Below are 22,461 nucleotides of genomic sequence, written 5' to 3'. Positions count from 1 at the left end.
GGCGGGTACAACATTCAAGACTTAAACGACCGTGACAGCCAACATGTGGTCGCGCCAGCTGTTATTCAAATAGCCGCGATTATTAGGTACGCGCTCTTCAGGCTGTACCGTGCCTGCCTCACTGGTAGCGCGACTGGCAATCTCGTACTTGCCTGGTTTCAAATCCACGCCTGCAACGAACTGACGCCACGCATACTTGCCCAGATCAGGGCCTACAAACGTCGCTTTCACCCAGTTCTTGCCACCATCCACGGACACTTCCACTTCTTTGGCTGCCGACATGCCTCCAAAAGCCAAGCCCTGGATCTGCACCTTGCCGGCCTTGAGTTCTTCGCCAGGCTCACCACTAGGACTGGTCACCCAGGACTTGACGGGCATTTCCCAAACCGACTCCTGATTGGGGTTGGACTTTTCACCCACAGGCGCCAAACGGTAGCTGTTTTGCTGAATGTTGGCAGCAGACTGCTCCTTGGTAAACGCCAGTTGCTTGATGTACTTGACGTTATTGACCCCGGTGTAACCCGGCACGATCAAGCGCAAGGGGCCGCCGTGAGCCAAGGGGATGGGTTGACCATTGATTTCCCAGGCCAAGATAGCGTCATCAATGGCTTCCAGGGGAATCGAACGCTCTACCATAATGGTGTTCGGGTCCAGCCCCTGAGGAATTTCCTCGCCGCCCTGACCAGTCATGTACTTGGCGCCCTCCTCCATGCCGCCCACAGCCTCCAGCACGGCCTTGATCGGCACGCCGGTAAAGACCACACAGCCAGCTGCACCTACCGTCCACTGAGTACCACTGGGTTTTTCAGGGAAAAAAGCACGACCATTACCCGAACACTGCAGCACCATGGGCACAGCCACCAAACCCAGGCGTTTCAGCTCGGCGACGCTCATGTCTTTCGGTTTCTTCACACCCTTGATCGACAGCACCCAGGCGTCCGGATCAGCAACGATCTGTTCGGACGGGGGAGCGACGTTATTACGCACGAACAAGCGATCCAGCGGCGTGATCAAACCCGAGCCAAAAGCGCTGCGTTTGGTTTCAATAGTGTTGGCACTGTGCACGATCAAGCTGTCGGCATGTTTCCAGGATGCATAGGCTGGCAAGGTTTTGGCCTGCGTTTTTGCCTTTTCCTGAGCCAGTGCCGCTGACAAGGGTGTCAGGCTTGCCGTTCCCGCCAAAGCCATGACTCCGCCCGTGGACAAAAGCATGCGCCGGCGCGAGAGATTGCTAGGTTCCATGATCGCCTCCATGTGTGTTTGTTATTTGTAATTAATTTAGGCTTCGATTTTATGGGGGCACCATCTTTATAACTAGAATCTATAACCCTTATATATAACGCTCATATAGCAGCTAAAAGAAGAATACTAAAAACAGGAAACCCGCATACAGCAAGGGATTCCGAACACACCATCCTTCTGTCAAAAACAGGAAATAAAACATGAATCTTTTCTTGGGAGGCTACGAAACCAAGAATGAGGAACTGGAGAATTGAACTGCTTGATGCAAGAACCAGGCCAAAAACAAGTCTGTTTGAAAATTCCCATCGCTTTGTGCGGCCATAAAAAAAAGCCCCCGGAGTTTCCGGGGGCCTTCAAACGGCGATTGACTGATTCAGTCGTTGCTTCACTTTTTAGCTAACAGGATCCAGTTTGGCAATGGCCAAGGCCAAAGTCTTGCTGCCGACTTCACGGAACTGAATCAAGGCTTGGGCATCGTCGCCCTGACCCGTCAGATTAATAATGGTGCCTTCACCAAAGCGGTTGTGATGCACCCCCTGCCCCACCCGGAAAGTCTGGCCATTCACTTCCAGCACGCTGGTGTGACTGCGACCGCCGTAAGGCTGGGCTGAATAGCTCTTGTCCTTGGACTCCCAGCTTTGACCACGACGGAAGGCGCCCGAACTGGCCTCTGACTGCATGGGTGTACTGGTATAGCGGGCCGACAACCATTTGATGTGTTGCTCAGGCAGCTCTTCCAGAAAGCGCGAACGCATGGCGTAACGCGTCTGGCCGTGCAACATGCGGCTTTGCGCCAGAGTGATGTACAGTCGCTGACGCGCCCGCGTAATCGCCACGTACATCAAACGACGCTCTTCCTCGATCCCACCGGGGTCGAACAAGCTGTTCTCATGCGGGAACAAGCCCTCTTCCAAACCAGTAATGAAGACGGCATCGAACTCCAGACCTTTGGCTGCGTGGATCGTCATCAACTGAATGGCGTCCTGGCCTGCCTGGGCCTGATTGTCCCCTGCTTCCAGAGAAGCATGAGTCAAGAAAGAGCCCAAAGGCGACATGGGAGCCAGCACGGAGGCAGCCGGTTGATCCGGGTTCTGCATGGCCTGCTCGGACTCGCCCGCCACTGCTTCGGGGACTCGACCTGCGGGCAGTTCGGCAAAGCCTTCTTCACCCACAAAAACCGTAGCCGCGTTGACCAACTCCTGCAAGTTTTCCAGCCGTTCGGCACCTTCGCGGTCGGCCTGGTAATGGGCCAGCAAGGTACTGTCGTGGACAACGTGCTCAATCAGCTCGGGCAAGGACAGGATCTGTGCCTGGCTGGCCATATCCTGAATCAGGTTCGAGAAACGCATCAGGCTGGCAGCCGCACGTCCTTGCAGGTAAGGAATGGCACGCAGCAAGCTGGTACCACGCTCACGCGCCAGATCAGCCAGTTGCTCCACGGAGCGAGCGCCAATCCCACGAGTCGGGAAGTTCACGACGCGCAAGAAAGCGGTGTCATCGTCCGCGTTATCCATCAACCGCAAGTAAGCCAGTACGTGCTTGATTTCCTGACGCTCGAAAAAGCGGTGGCCGCCATACACTTTGTAGGGCAAGCCTTGGGAAAACAGTCTGTGCTCAATCACTCGGGACTGGGCGTTGCTGCGATACAGGATGGCAATTTCACGGCGTGGCTTGCCTTCGGCGATCAGGGCGCGGACTTCGTCCACAATCCACTGAGCCTCCAGGGCATCCGAGGCCAGTTCGCTGATGCGTACCAGCTCGCCTTCGCCACTATCGGTCCATAAATTCTTGCCCAGACGGCCGCTATTGTTCTCGATCAGCGCGTTGGCCGAATCCAGAATATGGCCGCAGGAACGGTAGTTCTGCTCCAGGCGTATCACATTGCCACGGGCATAGTCGCGCTCGAAGTCGGCCATATTGCCCACGTTCGCGCCACGGAATGCGTAGATGGACTGGTCATCGTCGCCCACGGCAAACATGCAGGCCTGATCACCGGCCAAAAGACGCAACCAGCGATACTGCAGCACGTTGGTGTCCTGGAACTCGTCGACCAGAATGTGTTTGAAACGGCGCTGATAATGCTCGCGAATCGGGGCATTGCGGGACAACAGCTCGTAGGCACGCAGCAGCAGCTCGCCAAAGTCCACTACTCCTTCACGTTCGCACTGCTCTTGATAAAGCTGATAAAGCTCGATCAGGCGGCGGCGGTGAGGGTCGTGCGCTTCCAGGTCGCCAGAACGTTGGCCATCTTCTTTACAGGCGTTGATGAACTTCTGAATTTCCTTGGGCGGAAATTTCTCGTCATCCACATTATTGGCCTTGACCATACGCTTGATGGAGGCCAACTGATCTGCCGTATCCAGAATCTGGAACGTCTGCACCAGACCGGCATCACGGTAATGCATGCGCAGCAGGCGATTGCACAGGCCGTGAAAGGTCCCGACCCACATTCCGCGGGTATCGATAGGCAATAAAGAAGTAAGCCGCGTCAGCATTTCGCGCGCGGCTTTATTGGTGAAGGTAACAGCAGCAAGGCCATGTGGGCTGACCTGCCCGGTCTGGATTAACCAGGCCATTCGGGAGGTCAGTACACTGGTTTTTCCGCTACCCGCTCCGGCCAGCACCAGGGCATGGCCAGAGGGTAAAGTAACGGCGGCTCGCTGTTCCGGGTTTAAGCGATCCATCATGCCGCGTAGCGGCGCAGACGCAAGGCGAACTGCTCAAGACTTTCAATACCACTTTGCTGAGCGCGCTGGCACCAGGTGCGCAGGTCGGACAGCAACTGCTCGCTGGAGGCACTGGAGCTTTCCCAGATACCAGCCAGTTCACGCTGCATGCGAACCAGGATGGACAGGCGGGAATCGCCAGCCGCTACGGTTTCCAGTTCAGCGCGCTGCTCGGGAGCCAGAACGTCGTCGCCGCGACCGATCCAGTCGTTGCAGCTTTCCAGCAGGGACCAGGAGCAATTCGGGTTGTCCTTGTTCACTTGTGGCTTCAGACGAGCGATTTCTTCCGAAGCGGTGGTTTTGATGATGTCCGCATAGCGGGCCAGAATTTCGTAGCGGTGAGTAATCACGCCCTGCAAGGTTGCCAGGCTAATGCCTTCCAGCGGAGCATTCGAAGGCACGCTAGGCTCCAGACGCAGCTTGGGAGCGACCTTCTTGACCTTGGCCAGACCCAGTGCCTTGAACACCGAAATGTAGCACCAGCCCAAGTCAAATTCGTACCATTTGCTGGAGAACTTGGCGGACGTACCGTAAGCGTGGTGGTTGTTGTGCAGCTCTTCACCACCAATGATGATGCCCCAAGGGAACACGTTGGTGCTGGTATCAGGGCTGGCAAAGTTGCGGTAACCGATAGCGTGACCCAGACCGTTCACCACACCGGCTGCCCAGAAAGGAATCCAGGCCATCTGGATAGCCCAGACAGTCAGACCCAGCAGACCGAACAGGAACAGATCAATACCCAACATGATGGTAATACCTAACATGCTGTATTTGCTGTACAGGTTGCGCTCGAGCCAGTCATCGGGCGTGCCGTGACCGAAACGCTTCAAGGTTTCAGGGTTGGTGGCTTCCTGGCGGTACAGTTCGGCACCACGGAAGAACACCTGGCCCAGACCAAAGACCACAGGGGAATGGGGATCGCCTTCACGTTCGCATTTGGCGTGGTGCTTGCGGTGAATCGCAACCCATTCTTTTGTGACCATACCGGTGGTCATCCAGAGCCAGAAACGGAAGAAATGCATCAGCGCAGGGTGCAGGTCCAGCCCGCGGTGCGCCTGACTGCGGTGGAGAAATACGGTAACTGACACAATAGTGACATGCGTCACCGCCAGAATGACAAGAGTGAGCTGCCACCAAGACAGTTGCAGCCATCCGTCAGCAAGAAAAGAAAGAAACGATTGCATAGACCCTTTTAGACCTGATCTTTGTGTTAAGGGAAACCGGAAAAGTGTAGCCCACCTAACCAGTTAACAATAACACTATTTAAGGACGAACTTGCTTTAAATCAAGCACTTTCCGTGATTCGTTCAAGTGCCGCACCAAAGAAACAGTCGGTTTGGTGACGGTCCGTGCGCAGATTCAAATAAGGCCCCTCTAGCGCGAGGGCCGGACATTTGTCCTTCAAGATTTCCCGGGCGTCCAGCAGTTTGAATTCGGGATGTTTGTCCAAGAATGCCTGCACTTGCTGCTCGTTTTCTTCAGGCAAGAAACTACATGTTGCATAAACCAAACGACCTCCTGGTGCGACACAAGCCGCAGCTTGCTCCAGAATGTCGGCCTGCATCTGAGTGTACTGCTCCAGAGCTTGGGGGTGTTGACGCCACTTAAGATCAGGATTTCGACGCAAAGTTCCCAATCCACTGCACGGAGCGTCTACCAATACACGCTGTGCCTTGCCATGCAGGCGGCGAACACGCTGGTCGCCCGCTTCCTGAATCACGACAGGCACCACATTGGACAGACCGGCACGGGCAAAGCGCGGTTTGGCCTTGTTCAAGCGGGTGGCCGACACGTCAAAGGCGTACAAACGGCCTGTGGAGCGCATCAAAGCACCCAGCAGCAGGGATTTGCCACCGGCACCGGCGCAGTAGTCAATAACCATCTCGCCACGGCGAGGCTCCAGCAAGGCGGTCAGCAACTGGCTGCCCTCTTCCTGAATTTCCAGCTCGCCCTTCTCATACTGTGGCCATACTGCGACAGATGGGCGGCCTTCAATACGGATACCCCAGGGCGAAAACGGCATGGCAACCGGCTTGAAACGAGCCATGGGGCCGTTTTGCAGCTGGCGCAACACCGTGTCGCGCTCGGCTTTCATGGGGTTGACGCGCAGATCCAGCAAGGCCTGCTCGTTCATGGCGGCCATCAGCTTGTAGGAATCCGGAATCTCTTTCAGACGCTCTTCCAGCCACTCGGGCAGGCTCAGGCGCACGCCAACCGGCAGACCGTCCACATTCAGGGCGCGGATATGGCCCAGCCACTGGCGCTCTTCTTCCGTCAGCCCCAAAGACAGGGATTCCTGACCGATAGCCGTAGACAGGCCCAGAATGGCCAGACGACGGGTAGATGGGCCTACGCCGCTTTCCGCCCAGTTACGGTACTGACGCAGGTGGCGCAGCACATCAAACACGGCCTCGCGGATCTCGGCACGGTCACGCGAGCCCATTTTGGGGCGTGTACGCGCCCAGCGTGTCAAGGCCAGGTCAGCGGGGTGCTTCCACTGCAAAACTTCACCCAAGGCGCTGGAGACCTGCTCCAGACGGCGCTGTGCCATCGCGCCCGGCTCGGGTGGACCCGAGGGTTTGTCGCGGCGTGCTGCATAAGGGCGACCACGCGCTCCAGACTCGTTACGTTGGGCAGACGAGGACGGGCGCTTGCGGTCCGAGCGGCCGCGGGATTGTTGGTGATCAGACATGAATATTCAAAAATTCCAAATAGCCCGCTCAATCAGGCGGGGAAATAAAAGCCGCGATGCGCAAGTCCAGCAACCTCGACACGGCCATCAGCCTGCAAACGCACCCGTCCCTCGATCAGCCAGCGTACGGCCTCGGTATAGACGTGGTGTTCGGTTGCCAAAACGCGCTCTGCCAGAGTCTGTGCATCATCGTTGTGCAGGACGGGCACGATACTTTGGGCAATGATGGGACCATCATCGAGCACAGGGGTCACAAAATGCACCGAGCAGCCGTGAAACTGCACGCCCGCGTCAAGTGCCTGTTGATGGGTATTCAAACCGGGAAAGCTAGGAAGCAAGGATGGGTGTATATTGATGAGCTTGCCTGCATAGTGCTGAACAAAATCGGTGCTCAGGATGCGCATGAATCCCGCAAGTAGAACATAATCTGGCTGGTAGCGGTCGATCACGCGTGCCAAAGCCTGGTCAAAGGCTTCACGTGTTGCAAATTCGCGATGCGAAACCGTCTCGGTAGGCAGCCCTTGACGCTGCGCCCATTCCAGTCCGGGCGCATCGCCCTTGTTAGAGATGACCGCCTCGATACGGCCATTTAAGCCCGCTGTCTTGATCAGTTCGCCTATGGCCTGCAAGTTGGAGCCCCGGCCTGAAATAAGCACAACAAGGCGACAAGGTAGGGTGGAATCGGTCAAAATCCTGTTTCCCGAGAAATAACGAATCCAAAATTGTAAACTCTCGCTTGTGAAATCTGATCTAAAACTCTATCGCTCTCTGCCGCGGCGCAACAGCACGGCCCGCAGCGCTGTCACCATTGGCAATTTTGACGGGGTCCATCTGGGCCATCAGGCCATCTTGCATCGCGTCAATGAAATGGCGCGTCAGCAGGACCTGAGCTCCTGTGTAATGACCTTTACGCCCCACCCGCGCGCCTTTTTTGCGCAACGCGGCCAACGGCCCGAACTGATCCCCACGCAGATCAGCGGCCTGCGTGACAAGGTCGAAGCCCTGCATCAATGCGGCATTGAACAAATTTATCTGGCCCGCTTCAATCAGGCCATGGCCGATATGTCGGCAGCCACCTTTATTGACGAGATTCTGGTCCAGGGTCTGAACACTGGCTGGCTGCTGGTGGGCGAGGATTTCCGCTACGGCCACAAACGGGCCGGCGACATTGAAATGTTGCGCGAAGCGGGCAAGCGCCATGGCTTTAGCGTCGAGACTCTGCACGATGTCGCCGATGCCGATGGCCGCCGCATCTCCAGCTCGGAAGTGCGCACCGCCCTGGCCGTGGGTCAACTGGACCGAGCCCGTGCCCTGCTGGGCAAACCCTTTCATATTAGTGGTCATGTCATTCATGGCCAGAAACTGGGCCGGGACATTGGCTACCCGACCCTGAACGTGCGTGTTCCTGAACACTGTGCCGCCCGCTCCGGCGTGTACGTGGTCCGGGTGCACGGACTGACCGGACAGGCTCTGCCCGGCATTGCCTCCTTGGGGGTACGCCCAACCGTCATAGACCAGGGACGGCTGCTGTTAGAGGTGCATTTACTGGACCAACGCCTGGATGCTTACGGTAAACTTGCCCGTATAGAATTTCTGGAATTTGTCAGGGACGAGGAAAAATTCCCGGACCTCATCACAATGATCGCCGCCATCGACAACGATGCACAACGCGCTCGCGACTACTTTGCTTCAAATGGACTATAAAAACTCTCTCAATTTGCCCGACACTCCCTTTCCCATGCGTGGTGACCTCGCCAAACGTGAGCCGGGCTGGATTAGCCAGTGGGAAGAAAACAAAGTCTATGCAGCAATTCGGCAAGCCAGTGCCGGTCGTCCCAAATTTATTTTGCACGACGGCCCTCCCTATGCGAACGGCGACATTCACATTGGCCACGCGGTCAACAAGGTTCTGAAAGACATCATCGTCAAAAGCCGCAATATGGCGGGCTTTGACGCACAATACGTGCCCGGCTGGGACTGCCACGGCATGCCCATTGAAGTTCAGATCGAAAAGAAATACGGCAAGAACCTGCCTGTAGCTGAAGTTCAGGCCAAGGCGCGCGCCTACGCGCTGGAACAGATCGACAGCCAGCGCAAGGACTTCAAGCGCCTGGGCGTGCTGGCCGACTGGGAGAACCCTTACCTGACCATGAATTTCAGTAACGAAGCCGACGAGCTGCGCGTACTGTCCAAGATCATGCAAAAGGGTTTCGTGTTCCGTGGCCTGAAGCCCGTGAACTGGTGTTTTGACTGTGGTTCCGCCCTGGCAGAAGCCGAGGTTGAGTACGCCGATCGCACCGACCCGTCCGTGCACGTAGCCTTCCCCTTCGCGCAAAAGGACAAACTGGCCGCCGCCTTTGGCGTGGACAGCGTGGACGATGGCGCCATCGTTATCTGGACCACCACCCCCTGGACCATCCCTGCCAACCAGGCACTGAACGTACACCCTGAAATCAGCTACGCCCTGGTCAAGCTGGACAGCCCACGCGCCACCGGCTCCATGCTGATCGTGGCCGAAGAGCTGGTGAAATCCTGCCTGGAACAATGGGGCCTGAGCGGCCAGGTCGTGGCCACCGCTACCGGCGAAGCCCTGAACCTGATCGAATTCAATCACCCTCTGGCGCACGTGGATGCAGGCTACCAACGCCGCTCCCCTGTGTACCTGGGCGACTACGTTACCCTGGACAGCGGTACTGGCGTGGTGCACTCGGCCCCGGCCTACGGTATTGAAGACTTTATCTCCTGCAAAGCCAACGGCATGAAGGACGACGACATGCTCACGCCCGTGATGGGCAATGGGCATTACGCCGAAAATCTGCCTCTGTTTGGCGGCCAGATGATCTGGAAAGCCAACCCGCAAATCGTGGAAGCCTTGCAGAACGCCGGCACCTTGCTGAAAACCGAGCAGCACCCGCACAGCTACATGCACTGCTGGCGTCACAAGACGCCCATCATCTACCGCGCCACCAGCCAATGGTTTGCCGGTATGGATAAGGAAAACAGCAGCGGCCGTACCCTGCGTGAAATGGCGCTGGAAGCCATTGATAACACCGAGTTCTACCCCTCCTGGGGTCGTGCCCGCCTGCACGCCATGATCGCCAACCGCCCGGACTGGACTTTGTCGCGCCAGCGCCAATGGGGTGTGCCCATGGCTTTCTTTGTGCACAAGGAAACGGGTGAACTGCACCCCCGCACGCCCGAGCTGATGGAACAAGTAGCCGAGCGTATCGAAAAGAGCGGTATCGAAGCCTGGCAGAACCTGGACCCACGCGACCTGCTGGGTGACGAGGCTGATCTGTACGAGAAAAATCGCGACACGCTGGACGTGTGGTTTGACTCGGGCACCACGCACGCTACGGTGCTGGGCGGCAAAGATCACACCACTCACGGCTCGCACGCTGACAAGCTGCAATGGCCTGCCGACCTGTACCTGGAAGGCTCGGACCAACACCGTGGCTGGTTCCACTCTTCCCTGCTGACCGGTTGCATGCTGTACGGCCGCGCTCCCTACAAAGCCCTGCTGACTCACGGTTTCGTGGTAGACGGCAATGGCCGCAAGATGAGCAAATCGCTGGGCAACATCATCAAGCCGCAAGAAATTGCCGACAAGATGGGTGCCGAGATCATGCGCCTGTGGGCCGCCTCTACCGATTACTCGGGCGAGCTGTCCATCTCCGACGAAATTCTGAAGCGTGTTGTGGAAGGCTACCGCCGTATCCGCAATACCTTGAAGTTCCTGCTGGGTAACCTGGCCGACTTCGATGTCACCCAACATGCTGTGCCTGTTGATCAACTGACCGAAATCGACCGCTACGCCCTGCAAATGACCGCCGACATGCAGGCCGAGTTGCTGGAGAACTACAAGCGCTACGAGTTCCACCCCATCGTGGCTCGCTTGCAGACCTTCTGCTCCGAAGACCTGGGCGCGTTCTATCTGGATATTCTGAAAGACCGTCTGTACACCACGGCTAAAGATGGCCAGCCACGTCGCTCGGCTCAAACGGCGTTGTATCACCTGACACAGACCCTGCTCAAGCTGATGGCTCCTATCCTGTCTTTCACGGCAGAAGAAGCCTGGCGCGACATGCACGGTGGTTCGGTTCCTAGCGGCACCATCTTCACCGAGCTGTTCCATGTCCTGCCCGAGCAAGGCGAACAATCGGCACTGAGCAGCAAGTGGCAACGCCTGCGCGCCATCCGTGCCGACGTGATGCGCCGCATTGAAGATGTACGTAGCACCGGCGCCATCGGTTCCTCCCTGGCTGCCGAGATCGACATCTATGCCAACGGTCAGGATCTGGAATTCCTGCAATCCCTGGGCGAAGACTTGCGCTTCATGCTGATCGTCTCGCGTGCCGATGTGCATGCAGGCGAAGGCGACTTGCGCATCGACGTTACCCCTACCGAACAGGCCAAGTGCGAGCGTTGCTGGCACCACCGCCCTGACGTAGGCCAGAGCGCCGAGCACCCCACCCTGTGTGGTCGTTGCGAGGACAATCTGTTTGGCGAAGGCGAAGTGCGTCACCATGCCTGATAAGGACATGGCCCCTTCTCCCGGCCAGGCCCGACTGCCCTCGCGGCAGTTCTGGGCCTGGATTGCTCTGGCCGCCTTTATTGTCGGCCTGGACCAATGGACCAAACAGTATTTCGACAGCAACCTGTTCTATCAGGAACGTTGGAATATCCTGCCCTTTTTTGATTTCACCCTGCTCTACAACCCCGGCGCGGCGTTCAGCTTTCTGGCCGGTGGTCAGGGTTGGCAGCGCTGGTTCTTTGTCGGCATCGCAGCCGTTGCCACGGTCTTTATCGTGACCATGCTGCGCCGCTCGGCCAAGCAACCCTTGTTTTGCCTGTCGCTAAGCCTGATTCTGGGCGGTGCCATCGGCAACGTGGTGGATCGCCTGATGCACGGGCACGTGGTAGATTTTCTGCTGTTCTACTGGAATCAATCCTACTTTCCGGCCTTCAATATTGCCGACGTCGCCATCAGCTGCGGCGCTGCCCTGTTGGTGCTGGACGAGTTCATGCGCATGCGCCGCAACAAACGACAGCGCTCCTGAGTCTGTAAGGATCATGTCCTATGCTTAGCAATAAAAAACTGGTGTTTGGCATCACCGGCGGCATCGCTGCTTATAAAACCGCCGAACTCTTGCGTCGCAGCCAGGACCAGGGTGCCCGGATTGATGTGGTCATGACTGAATCGGCCACGCGCTTCATCAGCCCGGTCACCTTCCAGGCCTTATCTGGCCGTACCGTCTACACCGACCTGTGGGATGCGCGTGTTCCCAACAATATGGCCCACATCCAGCTGAGCCGGGATGCGGACGCCATCCTGATCGCCCCCGCCAGCACCAACTTCATGGCCAAGCTGGCCAACGGTCTGGCCGACGACTTGCTCAGCACCTTGTGTATTGCTCGTGGCCATTGCCCCCTGTTGATCGCCCCAGCCATGAACCGGGAAATGTGGCTGCACCCGGCCACCCAACGCAATGTCGAACAACTGCGCCGCGATGGTGTACACATTCTTGGCCCCGGCAGTGGCGACCAAGCCTGTGGTGAAACCGGCGATGGCCGCATGCTGGAGCCTGCCCAATTGCTGGCAGAACTGACGTCATTCTTTCAGCCCAAACTGCTGGCAGGCAAACGCGTCCTGATCACCGCTGGCCCGACCAGCGAGCCGATTGACCCAGTGCGCGTCATCAGCAACCGCTCCTCCGGCAAGATGGGTTATGCCATTGCCCGTGCAGCCCAGGAAGCGGGTGCCCAAGTGACTCTGGTCTCCGGCCCCGTTGCACTGGAAACGCCCTACCAGGTGCGTCGCATCAACGTGGAAACTGCCCGTCAAATGCACGCCACTGTGATGTCCCAAGTGGACGATGCCGATATCTTCATCAGCGTTGCAGCGGTCGCAGACTGGTACGTCAGCAATGCCAGCGACATCAAGATCAAGAAGACGTCCGAACAATCCACGCCGGACCTGCAATTCAGCCCCAACCCCGACATTCTGGCCGAGGTTGCCGCCCTGAAGAACGGCCCTTTCTGCGTAGGCTTTGCCGCCGAGACCGACAACTTGATCGAGCACGCCCAAGCCAAGCGTCAACGCAAGAACGTGCCCTTACTGGTTGCCAACCTGGCTCAGCGCGCCATGAACGCCGACGATACCGAACTGGTGCTGTTTGACGAGCAAGGCCATATGCAATGGCCCGCTCAGGATAAACTGCTGGCCGCACGCCAGCTGGTGCAAGACATCGCCCAGCGGCTGTAATCCCTTTTCTCTTTTATGATGACGGGCAGCGCTAAAGCAGGTGCGCTGCCTCTTTTTTTTCAGGATACCGTCTATGCACCGCCGTATTGAAGCTCGCATCGTCAATGACTTGTTGGGCACGAGCATCGAAGCCCCCAGCTACGCCACGGATGGCTCCGCCGCCATGGACCTGCGCGCCTGCCTGAGCGAAGCCGTTACCCTGCCCGCTGGCGGCCGTACGCTGGTTAAAACCGGCTTGGCCATCAATATGATGGACCCTGGCCTGGTCGCCATCGTCGCCTCGCGTTCGGGCCTGTCCCTGAAACACGGTGTGCGTGTTGCCCAAGGCATTGGCGTGATTGATGCCGACTACCACGGCGAGATTGGCGTGATTCTGGCCAATGACAGCGGTCAGGATTACGTGATCCAGCCCGGCGAGCGCATCGCCCAGCTGATGTTCCAGCCTGTGGTGCAAGTAGCACTGCAATTTGTGAACGAATTCTCTACCGAGACCGAGCGCGGTACGGGTGGCTTTGGCAGCACGGGCAAGAACTAAGCTCTAAAACTGGAGAAGGACTCGATGCGAAATGCCTTGGCGCAGTCAGCATCGCTCCTTCTTTAGCCCTGATGCTTTGCTTTAAAAACGTAGCAGCGCCACGACTCAGACTTACCCCGGCCAATTTCGGATTCCAATGCCATCTCCAAAAAAAGGTAATTCCAACGCCGAATTACCCACTTCAAATAAAACGGCGGCTCAGCTCCACCCACGCAACCGCCATCAGGGGCGTTACGACTTTGATGCCCTCATCAAAGACACGCCCGAGCTGGCTGAATTCGTTTTTGTGAATCCCTACGGTGATCAAAGCATCAACTTCGCCGATCCGAATGCCGTCAAAACCCTGAATCGTGCTCTTCTGAAGAGTTTTTACGGCATAGCGCATTGGGATATTCCTGCCGATTACCTCTGCCCTCCTATACCGGGCCGGGCCGACTACGTGCACTACCTGGCCGATTTGCTGGCCAACAGCAATAAGGGGACCATTCCCCGTGGTGAGGCAGTACGCGTCCTGGATATTGGCGTGGGCGCAAATGCTATCTACCCATTGATTGGTCATACCGAATATGGCTGGCAGTTTCTAGGGTCCGACATAGACGCTGATGCGCTGACTTCTGCACGAAGCATTATTCACGCGAACCCGGGCTTGTCGGCTGCAATCAAGTTACGTCAGCAGAAATCCCCCAGACATATTTTCAAAGGCCTGCTAGGCGCGAATGATTACTTTGACCTGACGCTGTGCAACCCGCCCTTCCATTCGTCGCAGGAAGAGGCTGAAAGCGGCAGTCAACGTAAATGGCGTGGCTTGGGCAAGGCTGCGCCCAAGCACAATGCTCCTGTGCTGAACTTTGGTGGGCAGAATACGGAGCTCTGGTGCGAAGGCGGTGAGGCGCTTTTCATCCGCCGCATGATCGAAGAAAGCGTGGCGGTAGGCGAGCAAGTGCTTTGGTTCAGTACCTTGGTGTCCAAAGCATCGAACGTACCCAGTGTGTTGAATGCCTTGAAAAAGGCCAAAGCGGTTAAGGTCAAAACCGTAGAAATGACGCAGGGACAAAAGCAAAGCCGCTTCGTCGCCTGGACTTTTCTGGACGCTGCGGCACAAGAGGCTTGGCGCAAGAAGCGCTGGAAGTAGGCTCGTATCAAGTCGGGATGCTCGATACGCTGATGGCACTAGCTGCAATCAGCTACATACTCCAAGCCCCCGACTCCTAAAAGCTTTCACCCAACAACTACGCCCAGTGAACACCAGCCTTAGCGCGCAAACGGATCAATCGTCGGATCACTATTCCAGACATACTCGGTCCAATGCGCAATGCTTTCAGCTTGCTCACGGTTATAGAGCTTCTCGACCAGGGCCAACGCCATATCCGTCCCCGCCGATACCCCCGAGGATGTGACGTACTTGCCATCGAACACCCAGCGGGCCTGCTTTTGCCAAAGCACATCCCCATTCTGAGCCACTGCAAAATCAAACGCCAGCTTGTTGGACGTAGCACGACGCTGCTTCAGAACACCGGCTTTGGCTAATAAGGCCGCCCCCGTACACACCGACACCGTCCACTGGGTTGCCCTGTCCTGCTTCTGAATAAAGGCCAGCATGGCAGGGTTGTTGATTTCGCTACGCGTCCCCATACCGCCGGGAACCATCAGAATGTCGAACTGCGGAGCCGTCTCGAAACTATAAGCGGCCTGTGTCTCTATCCCCTGCGACGAGCGAACCAGCCCACCCTGCTGAGACACCATGACCATCTCGTAATCCGGCATCCCGCCCCACATTTCAACTGGTCCGAATACATCGAGGGTTTCAAACTGATCAAACAGCACAATGCCGATTTGTTTTTTTGTTGTACTGCCTGCTTTGCTGTTAGATGTAGCCGATACTGCCTTACCGCTCATGGTGTGCCCCCTCATGGTTGAGACTTAATAACTTAGATCGTAGCTCGTACCAAACCACCATCAATAGATAAATTCTGACCCACGATAAAACCTGCGGCCTCGCTGCACAGGAAAGCACACGCAGCACCAAATTCAGCAGGCGTTCCTGCTCACCCGGCTGGTACTGAGGCAATCAACGTCTCTGCCACAGCCCCCAACTCCAGGTTTAGCACAGACGAGCGGAGAGAAACCGAAGTGATATTGACGATACGACCAAATCGGCGGCTTACCATGCCTAGCAACACGGTCTGAATTAGCTCCACCGCTGCCAAGAAGTTTTGATCTAACGTAGCTTGCCAGTGAGTGGCCTCCATCTAAGCAAAAGGCATAGATGGAGGCCCACCTGCATTGGTCACCAGAATGTCGATATCCGTGCAAGCGGCAGCTACGGTTTACTTGTCCGTGGCCTGCGAAGGGCCGGCGGCTATCCATTTAGCTGCGGCGCCGGTAGATACTTCAATCTACTTGGCGGACTCTTATAGTTTGTGACTGCTGCGAGATACCAGAATGATCTATATAGCTTCAGCAGCTAGAATCTGAGACACTCTAGCTTAAAAGAGCCAGGGAGAAATGAAAAATAACGTCAGAAAATATTATTATAAATTTATAGAATCTAAACAAATCTGTTAATTTATAAAACTGAATTAATCACATTTTTATTACAACCATCAGAACTAAAAAATTAGGAAAAAATGGAAATTAGCTTCGTAGTAATTGATAGAAATGAAACCTTAAAAGGTTATCAAAAAAACACCGTGTATCTTAGAGTTGATTATTGGAACGATTACTCTTTTACTACGATGTTTGAGGTCTTTGCCTATGATGAAAATGGTAAGAGACACAACCTACCAAATATTAAAATTGGATTTTTTGGTCAAACTACAGAGGTAAGCACCTATAGCACTCTCGACAAGAAATTCACCGAGCTATCTTCGAAATATTTTTCCGTTGCAACCGATGTTGATTTTTACAAAAAATTATGGAGCGATTTTTCGCCAGATTGGCGTGATGCCTTTCTGATAAAATTAAGAGATGTCGTAAGATCCCCTACAATACTTGAGATCGCAAAAAACGAAGACGTATTTAAAACCTCTCACCTCCGCAGCGTTAGCATTAATACAATTAGAACTCAATTCACAAGAGTATTAGCTGGCGAAGTCCCATCGACTGACTTTCATTTCCACTTTTCCCTCCCAAGCTCTCCAACTTTCGCCGGCTTTGATCTTGAGTTCAGTGTTAAGGCAGGAACTTTACCAAGCACAAACATTCACGCACTTATTGGTAGAAATGGAGTTGGGAAAACAACGCTTTTGAAGCATATGGTCAAGGCTATTTCTGGTCGCTCAGAGAATGGAGCTGAATTTTATCAAAATAACCCCCTTTTCTTCTCGAGAAGTAACTTAGGAAAAGGTTTTTTTTCAAATCTAGTTTCAATTGCATTTAGTGCTTTTGATCCATTCGATCTTCCTGCTTCTGACGAGAATCCAGCCGATGGAACTCCGTATAGCTATGTGGGACTAACCGACTATTCTGATAATGACGGTACGATACTCAAATCACGCACACGGTTGCATGAGGAGTTTGTTGACGCATTAAAATTTTGTCTGAGTGAGCCATCACGGAAACAGCGATGGTCTACTGCTATCTCTGTCCTGGAAAGTGATAGTAACTTCGCCGAAATGAACCTCCTTGGCCTGATGCAATATGATCTGGAGCAAGTTTCTGAACATGCTAGACAGCGCATTAAAAAAATGAGCTCTGGGCATGCAATTACCATCCTTACAGTCACGCAACTAGTCGCAAAAGTTGAGGAAAAAACCTTAGTACTAATTGACGAACCAGAGAGCCACCTTCATCCACCTCTTGTTTCAGCTCTTTTAAGAAGCCTAAGCCAGCTTTTATACAAGCAAAATGGGGTGGCAATTATTGCTACTCACTCACCTGTGGTCCTTCAAGAAATTCCAAAATCTTGTGTGTGGAAACTATATAGAGAGCGAACATCAGCTGAAAAATTCAGGCCAGATATAGAAACATTCGGTGAGAATGTGGGAACACTTACCAGAGAAGTTTTTCGTCTAGAGGTTGAGAAATCTGGTTTTCATAATTTATTACATGAAGCCGTAGCCTCTGGCAGTACATATGATGAAATCTTATCCAATTTTCAAGGGCACCTAGGATTTGAGGCAAAGGGCATCCTACGCGCAATGATTATTAATCGCGACTTGGACCAGACTGAGAAATGAAAAAATTAGCCACCCCAGTTTTTAACGAACTGGAGCTATTCGATGCCTGTACTGCCGAGATGGACGACGCTACAAGAAAAACATTCACTGCAAGTCGAGCTGACATCCAGGCTGCGGCAGAAGAATTTTCAGCCCATTCTTCCACATGGTCTTGGTGCGACTTGCCGAGAGCAAGACATGGCCACAAAGAAGACATCATTGCGGGAGAACTTTCAAAGGGGGTGCTTATGGATTTGTATGATGAAAACGTCGTAAAGTCCAAGGGACATCCACGTAATATTTACGATCAAATTTTAGTTGCTGCCCAGGGTCAATGCCCCTACTGCGCGGGCATCGGCTCTGCTCGCACTCTTGATCATTATTTGCCAAAAGCAAAATTTCCAGCGCTATCAGTTCATCCGTACAATCTTGTTCCAGCCTGCAGAGACTGCAATACCGATGCTGGGGCGGGCTTCCCAACATCCCAGGACTTACAACCGATCCACCCTTACCTAGATAAGGATTGCTTCTTCTTGGAGCGCTGGATTCATGCGGAAGTTGTTCATTGCGAACAAGTTGTAGTAAGGTTTTTTGCGAACCCTCCTATTCATTGGCCTATTATTGATCAGCAGCGAGCAAAGCAACACTTTGAAGACTGCGATCTGAGAAACCGGTTTTCTAATCAGGTCGCCGGTGAACTCACTCCGCTGATTCGGCAACGCAAATCAAGTCTTGCTGTGTTCTCATCAGACCAATTCAGGGCACATCTACTCACCGTTGCAGAGGAAACCTCTCTTCTGCTAAATGGTTGGAAGCGAACTATGTACCTCGCCTTAAGCGAGAGCCACTGGTTCTGTTCTGCCAATTTTAATGAAGATTTGTCTCCATATTAATCGGGTATACATACACTTCTGAACTGCAGGACGGAGTATATGTTGCGCCAAAATCTCAACAAATCCACCTTGACGACCTACGTTCTTACTAACCAGCCTACACAAAGTCGCACCATGCCTCTATAAACATCATCTGCTATCTCTACCTACAGAGCTGCTTTGGTCGAGATCAGACACACGGGCCTTTAGTTTGCACTACTTCTAGAACTTAGTACAAAAAAGCCAATCAGCTTTAAGCTGATTGGCTTTTTCTCCAAACTCGAATCCTACCTACGCCGCAAAATCCTCTTCCCCCAGATACGCCGCCCTCACCTTCGGATCATGCAGCAACTGCGCAGCCGGGCCTTCCAGGATAATCCGCCCTGACTCCATCACATATCCCCGATCTCCCAGCTCTAGCGCCAAGCGCGCATTCTGCTCAATCAGTAAAATCGTCACGCCTTCCTTAGCAATCGTCTGGATCAACTCAAAAATCCGTTCGACCATGATGGGAGCCAAGCCCATTGAAGGCTCATCCAGCAACAGCAATGAAGGCCGGGAAATCATCGCCCGTCCCATTGCCACCATCTGTTGCTCCCCACCGGACAACGTCCCTGCCGACTGTTTCTTACGCTCGGCCAGACGCGGAAACAGGGTATAGATACGCTCGATATCCTGGCGGACTTCGTGGTGGTCCTTGCGGGTATACGCCCCCATGGCCAGGTTTTCTTCAATCGTCAGTTGCGGAAAAATCCCCCGCCCTTCCGGCACCATGACCACGCCACGGCGCACGAGTTGATGCGACGGCAAGCCGACGATGCTTTCGCCTTGATGTTCGATCTGTCCTGCAGCAGCAGGCACCAGGCCTGTGATGGCTCGCAGCGTCGTGCTTTTACCGGCGCCGTTAGCACCGATCAAGCAAACCAGCTCGCCCTTGCCCACTCGCAGGTCCAGGCCACGTACCGCCCGGATGCCGCCATAAGCTACATCCAGACCCCGAATACCCAGCATCAACGGTTCTGTGCTCATGCCTTTTCCTCTTCAACGGTAATGCCCAGCTCTTTGGCTGCACCTGCGCCCAGATAGGCTTCGATCACGCGTGGGTTATGTTGGACTTCGGCGGGTTTGCCTTCGGCCAGGACTTTGCCGTATTCCAGCACCAGAACTCGATCACACAGGCCCATGACCAGCTTCATGTCGTGTTCGATCAGCAGGACAGTAATGCCGTCACCACGGATTTTTTCTATCAGCTGGCGCAGGACGACGGTCTCGGACGGGTTCATGCCGGCAGCGGGTTCGTCCAGTGCCAGCAGCATGGGATCAGTTGCCAGGGCACGGGCGATTTCCAGGCGGCGCTGGTCGCCGTAGGACAATGAGCGCGCAATCTCGTTAGCGTGCTGGGCAATGCCTACGTAATCCAACAGCTCGTAGGCACGGGCCTCGATCTGTTCTTCTTCCTGACGGGTAGCGCGGTTACGCAACACCGCCCCCAACACGCCTGCACGGGTGCGGACGTGACGGCCGATCATGACGTTTTCCAGGGCAGACAGGCTGCCGAACAAGCGGATGTTCTGGAAGGTACGGGCAAAGCCGGATTCAGCGATTTGATGCGGTTTGCAATCAGTCAGGTTGCGGCCTGCAAAGGTGCAGCGGCCCGACTCGGGGATGTACAAGCCTGTCATCACGTTGAACAGCGTGGTTTTACCCGCGCCGTTCGGGCCGATCAGACCGTAGATATCGCCCTTGCGAATGCTGAAGCTGACTTCGGACAAGGCCTGCAAACCGCCGAAGCGTTTGGACAAGCCTTCTGCCTGCAACAGCACCTCGCCGTTTTTTACTTGTTGGTTCATGCTCAGACTCATGCTTGCACCTGCTTCATTTTGCGTTCACGACGGCGCACTGCAGAGGGCCACAGGCCTTCGGGGCGATAGATCATGACCAGTACCAGGGCAAAGCCGAACAACAGCATACGGATGCCATCCGGGTCCAGAATCACGTCACCAAACACGCTTTGCTGCAGAGGTACGACGACGGAGCGCAGCAGTTCGGGGAAGACAGATAGCAGCAAAGCGCCAACGATCACGCCGGGGATATGGCCCATACCACCCAGCACCACCATGCACAGCACGGAAATGGACTCGGTCAGGCTGAAACTCTCCGGGCTAACGAAGCCTTGCATGGAGGCAAACAAGCCACCGGCCACACCACCAAACGTTGCACCCATGGCAAAGGCCAGCAGTTTGACGTTACGGGTATTGATGCCCATGGCCTTGGCGGCGATTTCATCTTCGCGAATGGCTTCCCAGGCGCGGCCAATGCGGGAGTGCTGCAAGCGCACGCAGATGAACACAATCAGCAGCGTGATCAGCAGGAGCAGGTAATAGTATTTTTCTGGCCCGGTTATCCGTATGCCAAAGAGGGTTTCCGCCTTGCCAAAGATGAAGTCGCCAATCTTGAAGGTATCGACCCGGTTGATCCCTTGCGGACCGTTGGTGATGTTGACCGGCGCATCCAGGTTGTTCATGAAGATGCGGATAATTTCACCGAAACCCAGGGTCACAATGGCCAGATAGTCGCCCCGCAAGCGCAGAACTGGAAAGCCCAGCAACACACCGAATACGGCGGCCAAGGCGATACCGGCTGGCAGCACCATCCAGAACGGCAGGTGCAGACCAAAATGCGGCGATGCCAGCATGGCCCAGACGTACGCCCCTACGGCATAGAAAGCGATATAGCCCAAGTCCAGCAGACCGGCAAAACCCACCACGATGTTCAGGCCCAGGGCCAGCATCACGTACAGCAAGGCAAAGTTAAGGGTGCGGATCCAGCTTTGCCCCGCCATGCCCAGCACGAAGGGCAAAATGGCCAGCACCACACCAATCAGCAGCGCACCGACCCAGACTTTAGCGGGCGTTGCGGGGCGCTGTTTGGAGCCAGCGCCACTTAATGTTTGATTCAGACTCATGCGCGATCTCCCACACGTTCACCCAACAGGCCCGAGGGACGGAAAATCAGCACCAAGATCAGCACGATAAAAGAGAACACATCCTGATAGTTACTGCCAAAGACCCCATTGGTCAGGTCGCCGATATAGCCCGCGCCCAGAGCTTCGATCAAGCCCAGCAGCAAGCCACCCAGCATGGCACCACCCAAGTTGCCAATGCCCCCTAGAACGGCGGCGGTAAAGGCTTTCAGGCCCAGCATGAAGCCCATGGTGTATTGGGCGACACCGTAGTAAGTCACGATCATCACACCTGCGACGGCAGCCAGGGCCGAGCCGATCACAAAGGCAGCAGAAATCACGGTATTGATGTTCACGCCCATCAAGCCAGCTACTTCGCGGTTCTGGGCAGTTGCACGCATGGCGGTGCCCAGACGGGTGCGGTGCACCAGCACCATCAAGCCGGACATGATCGCGGCGGCACCGCCAATAATCAGAATCTGCAGCAAGCTGATACGCGCGTCACCCAACTGAAACACCATGGGTTCAATAATGTGCGGGAAGCTCAGGTAATTGCGCCCCCAGATCATCATGGCCAGGTTCTGCACAATAAAGGACACACCAATAGCAGTGATCAGTGCAGCCAGACGAGGCGCACGACGCAAGGGACGATACGCATAACGCTCGGCAGTCCAGCCTATGCCCATGCAGACGGGGATCGCAGCCAAGAGGGCCAGCCCCACCATCAACCAGGCGGACAAGCCTGCCGGGTCCGCGCCGACCAGCGATAACACCACTGTCGTGGCCAGCATCGCCCCAACCATGACTACATCACCATGCGCAAAATTAATCAGGCCAATAATTCCATACACCATGGTGTAGCCCAGCGCCACCAAGGCGTAGACACTGCCCACGGTCAGGCCATTTATTAGTTGTTGTATCAGGATTTCCATAGATTGTGACTCGTGGTCATTGCTCCCTGCCCCGGCACAGGGCGATAGAACAGGGAGCGTGGGCCTGCCAAACACAGG

Annotated in this window: 19 protein-coding genes and 1 pseudogene; 8 read left to right on the top strand and 12 right to left on the bottom strand. The window is 55.2% G+C overall.

What is annotated here, in order from left to right:
* Positions 1 to 21: 21 nt before the first annotated feature.
* From sorT to purN, 5 genes are all read right to left on the bottom strand, one after another.
* A complete protein-coding gene (sorT, locus tag WFM49_RS05675) occupies positions 22 to 1,242 on the bottom strand; it encodes a SorT family sulfite dehydrogenase catalytic subunit (RefSeq protein WP_250757049.1) in 1,221 nt (406 codons plus the stop codon).
* Positions 1,243 to 1,634: 392 nt separating this feature from the next.
* Positions 1,635 to 3,929 (bottom strand): UvrD-helicase domain-containing protein, encoded by a 2,295-nt coding sequence (locus WFM49_RS05670; RefSeq protein ID WP_336972229.1) that lies wholly within the window; start codon positions 3,927 to 3,929, stop codon positions 1,635 to 1,637.
* Positions 3,926 to 5,152, bottom strand: coding sequence for a DesA family fatty acid desaturase (locus tag WFM49_RS05665; RefSeq protein WP_026482877.1), 1,227 nt, complete (start codon positions 5,150 to 5,152; stop codon positions 3,926 to 3,928). Before WFM49_RS05665 ends, WFM49_RS05670 begins: the two co-directional genes overlap by 4 nt.
* Before the next feature lie 101 nt (positions 5,153 to 5,253).
* A complete protein-coding gene (locus WFM49_RS05660) occupies positions 5,254 to 6,519 on the bottom strand; it encodes an RsmB/NOP family class I SAM-dependent RNA methyltransferase (RefSeq protein ID WP_045931823.1) in 1,266 nt (421 codons plus the stop codon).
* Between the two features lie 173 nt (positions 6,520 to 6,692).
* Entirely contained in the window at positions 6,693 to 7,349 is a 657-nt protein-coding gene (purN, locus tag WFM49_RS05655; protein WP_257113269.1) for a phosphoribosylglycinamide formyltransferase, read from the bottom strand.
* Between the two features lie 49 nt (positions 7,350 to 7,398).
* Between purN and WFM49_RS05650 the strand changes: the two genes are divergently transcribed.
* The 6 genes from WFM49_RS05650 to rlmF all read left to right on the top strand — a co-directional run bounded on the left by WFM49_RS05650 (position 7,399) and on the right by rlmF (position 14,592).
* Positions 7,399 to 8,364: a bifunctional riboflavin kinase/FAD synthetase gene (locus tag WFM49_RS05650; RefSeq protein ID WP_009455719.1), complete on the top strand. Its 966-nt coding sequence runs from the start codon at positions 7,399 to 7,401 to the stop codon at positions 8,362 to 8,364.
* On the top strand, positions 8,354 to 11,194 hold the full coding sequence (gene ileS, locus WFM49_RS05645) for an isoleucine--tRNA ligase (protein ID WP_336972226.1): 2,841 nt from the start codon (positions 8,354 to 8,356) through the stop codon (positions 11,192 to 11,194). Before WFM49_RS05650 ends, ileS begins: the two co-directional genes overlap by 11 nt.
* The gene (gene lspA, locus WFM49_RS05640) at positions 11,187 to 11,720 is read left to right on the top strand and encodes a signal peptidase II (protein ID WP_373568173.1); all 534 of its coding nucleotides are present in this window, start codon (positions 11,187 to 11,189) and stop codon (positions 11,718 to 11,720) included. Before ileS ends, lspA begins: the two co-directional genes overlap by 8 nt.
* Positions 11,721 to 11,740: 20 nt before the next feature.
* Positions 11,741 to 12,925, top strand: coding sequence for a bifunctional phosphopantothenoylcysteine decarboxylase/phosphopantothenate--cysteine ligase CoaBC (coaBC, locus tag WFM49_RS05635; RefSeq protein ID WP_336972224.1), 1,185 nt, complete (start codon positions 11,741 to 11,743; stop codon positions 12,923 to 12,925).
* 73 nt (positions 12,926 to 12,998) lie between these two features.
* Positions 12,999 to 13,460, top strand: coding sequence for a dUTP diphosphatase (gene dut / locus WFM49_RS05630; protein ID WP_336972222.1), 462 nt, complete (start codon positions 12,999 to 13,001; stop codon positions 13,458 to 13,460).
* 136 nt (positions 13,461 to 13,596) lie between these two features.
* The gene (gene rlmF / locus WFM49_RS05625) at positions 13,597 to 14,592 is read left to right on the top strand and encodes a 23S rRNA (adenine(1618)-N(6))-methyltransferase RlmF (protein ID WP_250757045.1); all 996 of its coding nucleotides are present in this window, start codon (positions 13,597 to 13,599) and stop codon (positions 14,590 to 14,592) included.
* 119 nt (positions 14,593 to 14,711) lie between these two features.
* On the opposite strand, the gene WFM49_RS05620 is transcribed toward rlmF, so the two are convergent.
* The 3 genes and pseudogenes from WFM49_RS05620 to WFM49_RS18615 all read right to left on the bottom strand — a co-directional run bounded on the left by WFM49_RS05620 (position 14,712) and on the right by WFM49_RS18615 (position 15,709).
* Complete coding sequence (locus WFM49_RS05620; RefSeq protein ID WP_336972219.1) at positions 14,712 to 15,356, bottom strand: DJ-1/PfpI family protein; 645 nt, start codon at positions 15,354 to 15,356, stop codon at positions 14,712 to 14,714.
* A 32-nt stretch (positions 15,357 to 15,388) separates the two neighbouring features.
* Positions 15,389 to 15,490: pseudogene (locus WFM49_RS18620) on the bottom strand (SDR family oxidoreductase); the annotation flags it as partial.
* A 15-nt stretch (positions 15,491 to 15,505) separates the two neighbouring features.
* Positions 15,506 to 15,709, bottom strand: coding sequence for an SDR family NAD(P)-dependent oxidoreductase (locus WFM49_RS18615; RefSeq protein WP_442893025.1), 204 nt, complete (start codon positions 15,707 to 15,709; stop codon positions 15,506 to 15,508).
* A 378-nt stretch (positions 15,710 to 16,087) separates the two neighbouring features.
* Here WFM49_RS18615 and WFM49_RS05615 point away from each other — a divergent pair, with 378 nt between their 5' ends.
* Together WFM49_RS05615 and WFM49_RS05610 are read left to right on the top strand one after the other, a co-directional pair.
* Positions 16,088 to 17,638 carry an AAA family ATPase gene (locus WFM49_RS05615; RefSeq protein ID WP_336972217.1) on the top strand — a complete coding sequence of 517 codons (1,551 nt, stop codon included), beginning with the start codon at positions 16,088 to 16,090 and terminating at the stop codon, positions 17,636 to 17,638.
* On the top strand, positions 17,635 to 18,510 hold the full coding sequence (locus WFM49_RS05610; protein ID WP_336972216.1) for an HNH endonuclease: 876 nt from the start codon (positions 17,635 to 17,637) through the stop codon (positions 18,508 to 18,510). Before WFM49_RS05615 ends, WFM49_RS05610 begins: the two co-directional genes overlap by 4 nt.
* A gap of 270 nt (positions 18,511 to 18,780) precedes the next feature.
* Here the strand turns inward: WFM49_RS05610 and WFM49_RS05605 are convergent, their stop codons facing one another.
* Genes WFM49_RS05605 through WFM49_RS05590 form a run of 4 tightly spaced genes read right to left on the bottom strand, consistent with a single transcriptional unit; the run spans position 18,781 to position 22,383 of the window.
* Complete coding sequence (locus WFM49_RS05605) at positions 18,781 to 19,518, bottom strand: ABC transporter ATP-binding protein (RefSeq protein ID WP_336972214.1); 738 nt, start codon at positions 19,516 to 19,518, stop codon at positions 18,781 to 18,783.
* Entirely contained in the window at positions 19,515 to 20,351 is an 837-nt protein-coding gene (locus WFM49_RS05600; protein WP_250757042.1) for an ABC transporter ATP-binding protein, read from the bottom strand. The genes WFM49_RS05605 and WFM49_RS05600 overlap by 4 nt, the downstream gene beginning before the upstream one ends.
* Positions 20,348 to 21,454 (bottom strand): ABC transporter permease subunit, encoded by a 1,107-nt coding sequence (locus tag WFM49_RS05595; RefSeq protein ID WP_021446748.1) that lies wholly within the window; start codon positions 21,452 to 21,454, stop codon positions 20,348 to 20,350. Before WFM49_RS05595 ends, WFM49_RS05600 begins: the two co-directional genes overlap by 4 nt.
* On the bottom strand, positions 21,451 to 22,383 hold the full coding sequence (locus WFM49_RS05590; RefSeq protein ID WP_021446749.1) for a branched-chain amino acid ABC transporter permease: 933 nt from the start codon (positions 22,381 to 22,383) through the stop codon (positions 21,451 to 21,453). Before WFM49_RS05590 ends, WFM49_RS05595 begins: the two co-directional genes overlap by 4 nt.
* Between the last annotated feature and the right edge of the window lie 78 nt (positions 22,384 to 22,461).

Source organism: Alcaligenes sp. PF14 (assembly GCF_037150615.1).
Lineage (GTDB): Bacteria > Pseudomonadota > Gammaproteobacteria > Burkholderiales > Burkholderiaceae_B > Alcaligenes > Alcaligenes phenolicus.
The sequence above is the reverse complement of the archived record's forward strand: the minus strand, read 5'-3'. Positions and strand labels throughout refer to the sequence as shown.

Bases quoted from the DNA above. Each gene is read 5' to 3' on its own strand.
- WFM49_RS05620 (WP_336972219.1), bottom strand. From the start codon at position 15,356: ATGAGCGGTAAGGCAGTATCGGCTACATCTAACAGCAAAGCAGGCAGT.
- WFM49_RS05670 (WP_336972229.1), bottom strand. From the start codon at position 3,929: ATGATGGATCGCTTAAACCCGGAACAGCGAGCCGCCGTTACTTTACCC.
- WFM49_RS05605 (WP_336972214.1), bottom strand. From the start codon at position 19,518: ATGAGCACAGAACCGTTGATGCTGGGTATTCGGGGTCTGGATGTAGCT.
- WFM49_RS05610 (WP_336972216.1), top strand. From the start codon at position 17,635: ATGAAAAAATTAGCCACCCCAGTTTTTAACGAACTGGAGCTATTCGAT.
- WFM49_RS05600 (WP_250757042.1), bottom strand. From the start codon at position 20,351: ATGAGTCTGAGCATGAACCAACAAGTAAAAAACGGCGAGGTGCTGTTG.
- sorT (WP_250757049.1), bottom strand. From the start codon at position 1,242: ATGGAACCTAGCAATCTCTCGCGCCGGCGCATGCTTTTGTCCACGGGC.
- WFM49_RS05665 (WP_026482877.1), bottom strand. From the start codon at position 5,152: ATGCAATCGTTTCTTTCTTTTCTTGCTGACGGATGGCTGCAACTGTCT.
- ileS (WP_336972226.1), top strand. From the start codon at position 8,354: ATGGACTATAAAAACTCTCTCAATTTGCCCGACACTCCCTTTCCCATG.
- WFM49_RS05590 (WP_021446749.1), bottom strand. From the start codon at position 22,383: ATGGAAATCCTGATACAACAACTAATAAATGGCCTGACCGTGGGCAGT.
- rlmF (WP_250757045.1), top strand. From the start codon at position 13,597: ATGCCATCTCCAAAAAAAGGTAATTCCAACGCCGAATTACCCACTTCA.
- lspA (WP_373568173.1), top strand. From the start codon at position 11,187: ATGCCTGATAAGGACATGGCCCCTTCTCCCGGCCAGGCCCGACTGCCC.
- WFM49_RS05615 (WP_336972217.1), top strand. From the start codon at position 16,088: ATGGAAATTAGCTTCGTAGTAATTGATAGAAATGAAACCTTAAAAGGT.
- WFM49_RS18615 (WP_442893025.1), bottom strand. From the start codon at position 15,709: ATGGAGGCCACTCACTGGCAAGCTACGTTAGATCAAAACTTCTTGGCA.
- WFM49_RS05595 (WP_021446748.1), bottom strand. From the start codon at position 21,454: ATGAGTCTGAATCAAACATTAAGTGGCGCTGGCTCCAAACAGCGCCCC.
- dut (WP_336972222.1), top strand. From the start codon at position 12,999: ATGCACCGCCGTATTGAAGCTCGCATCGTCAATGACTTGTTGGGCACG.
- coaBC (WP_336972224.1), top strand. From the start codon at position 11,741: ATGCTTAGCAATAAAAAACTGGTGTTTGGCATCACCGGCGGCATCGCT.
- WFM49_RS05660 (WP_045931823.1), bottom strand. From the start codon at position 6,519: ATGGCACAGCGCCGTCTGGAGCAGGTCTCCAGCGCCTTGGGTGAAGTT.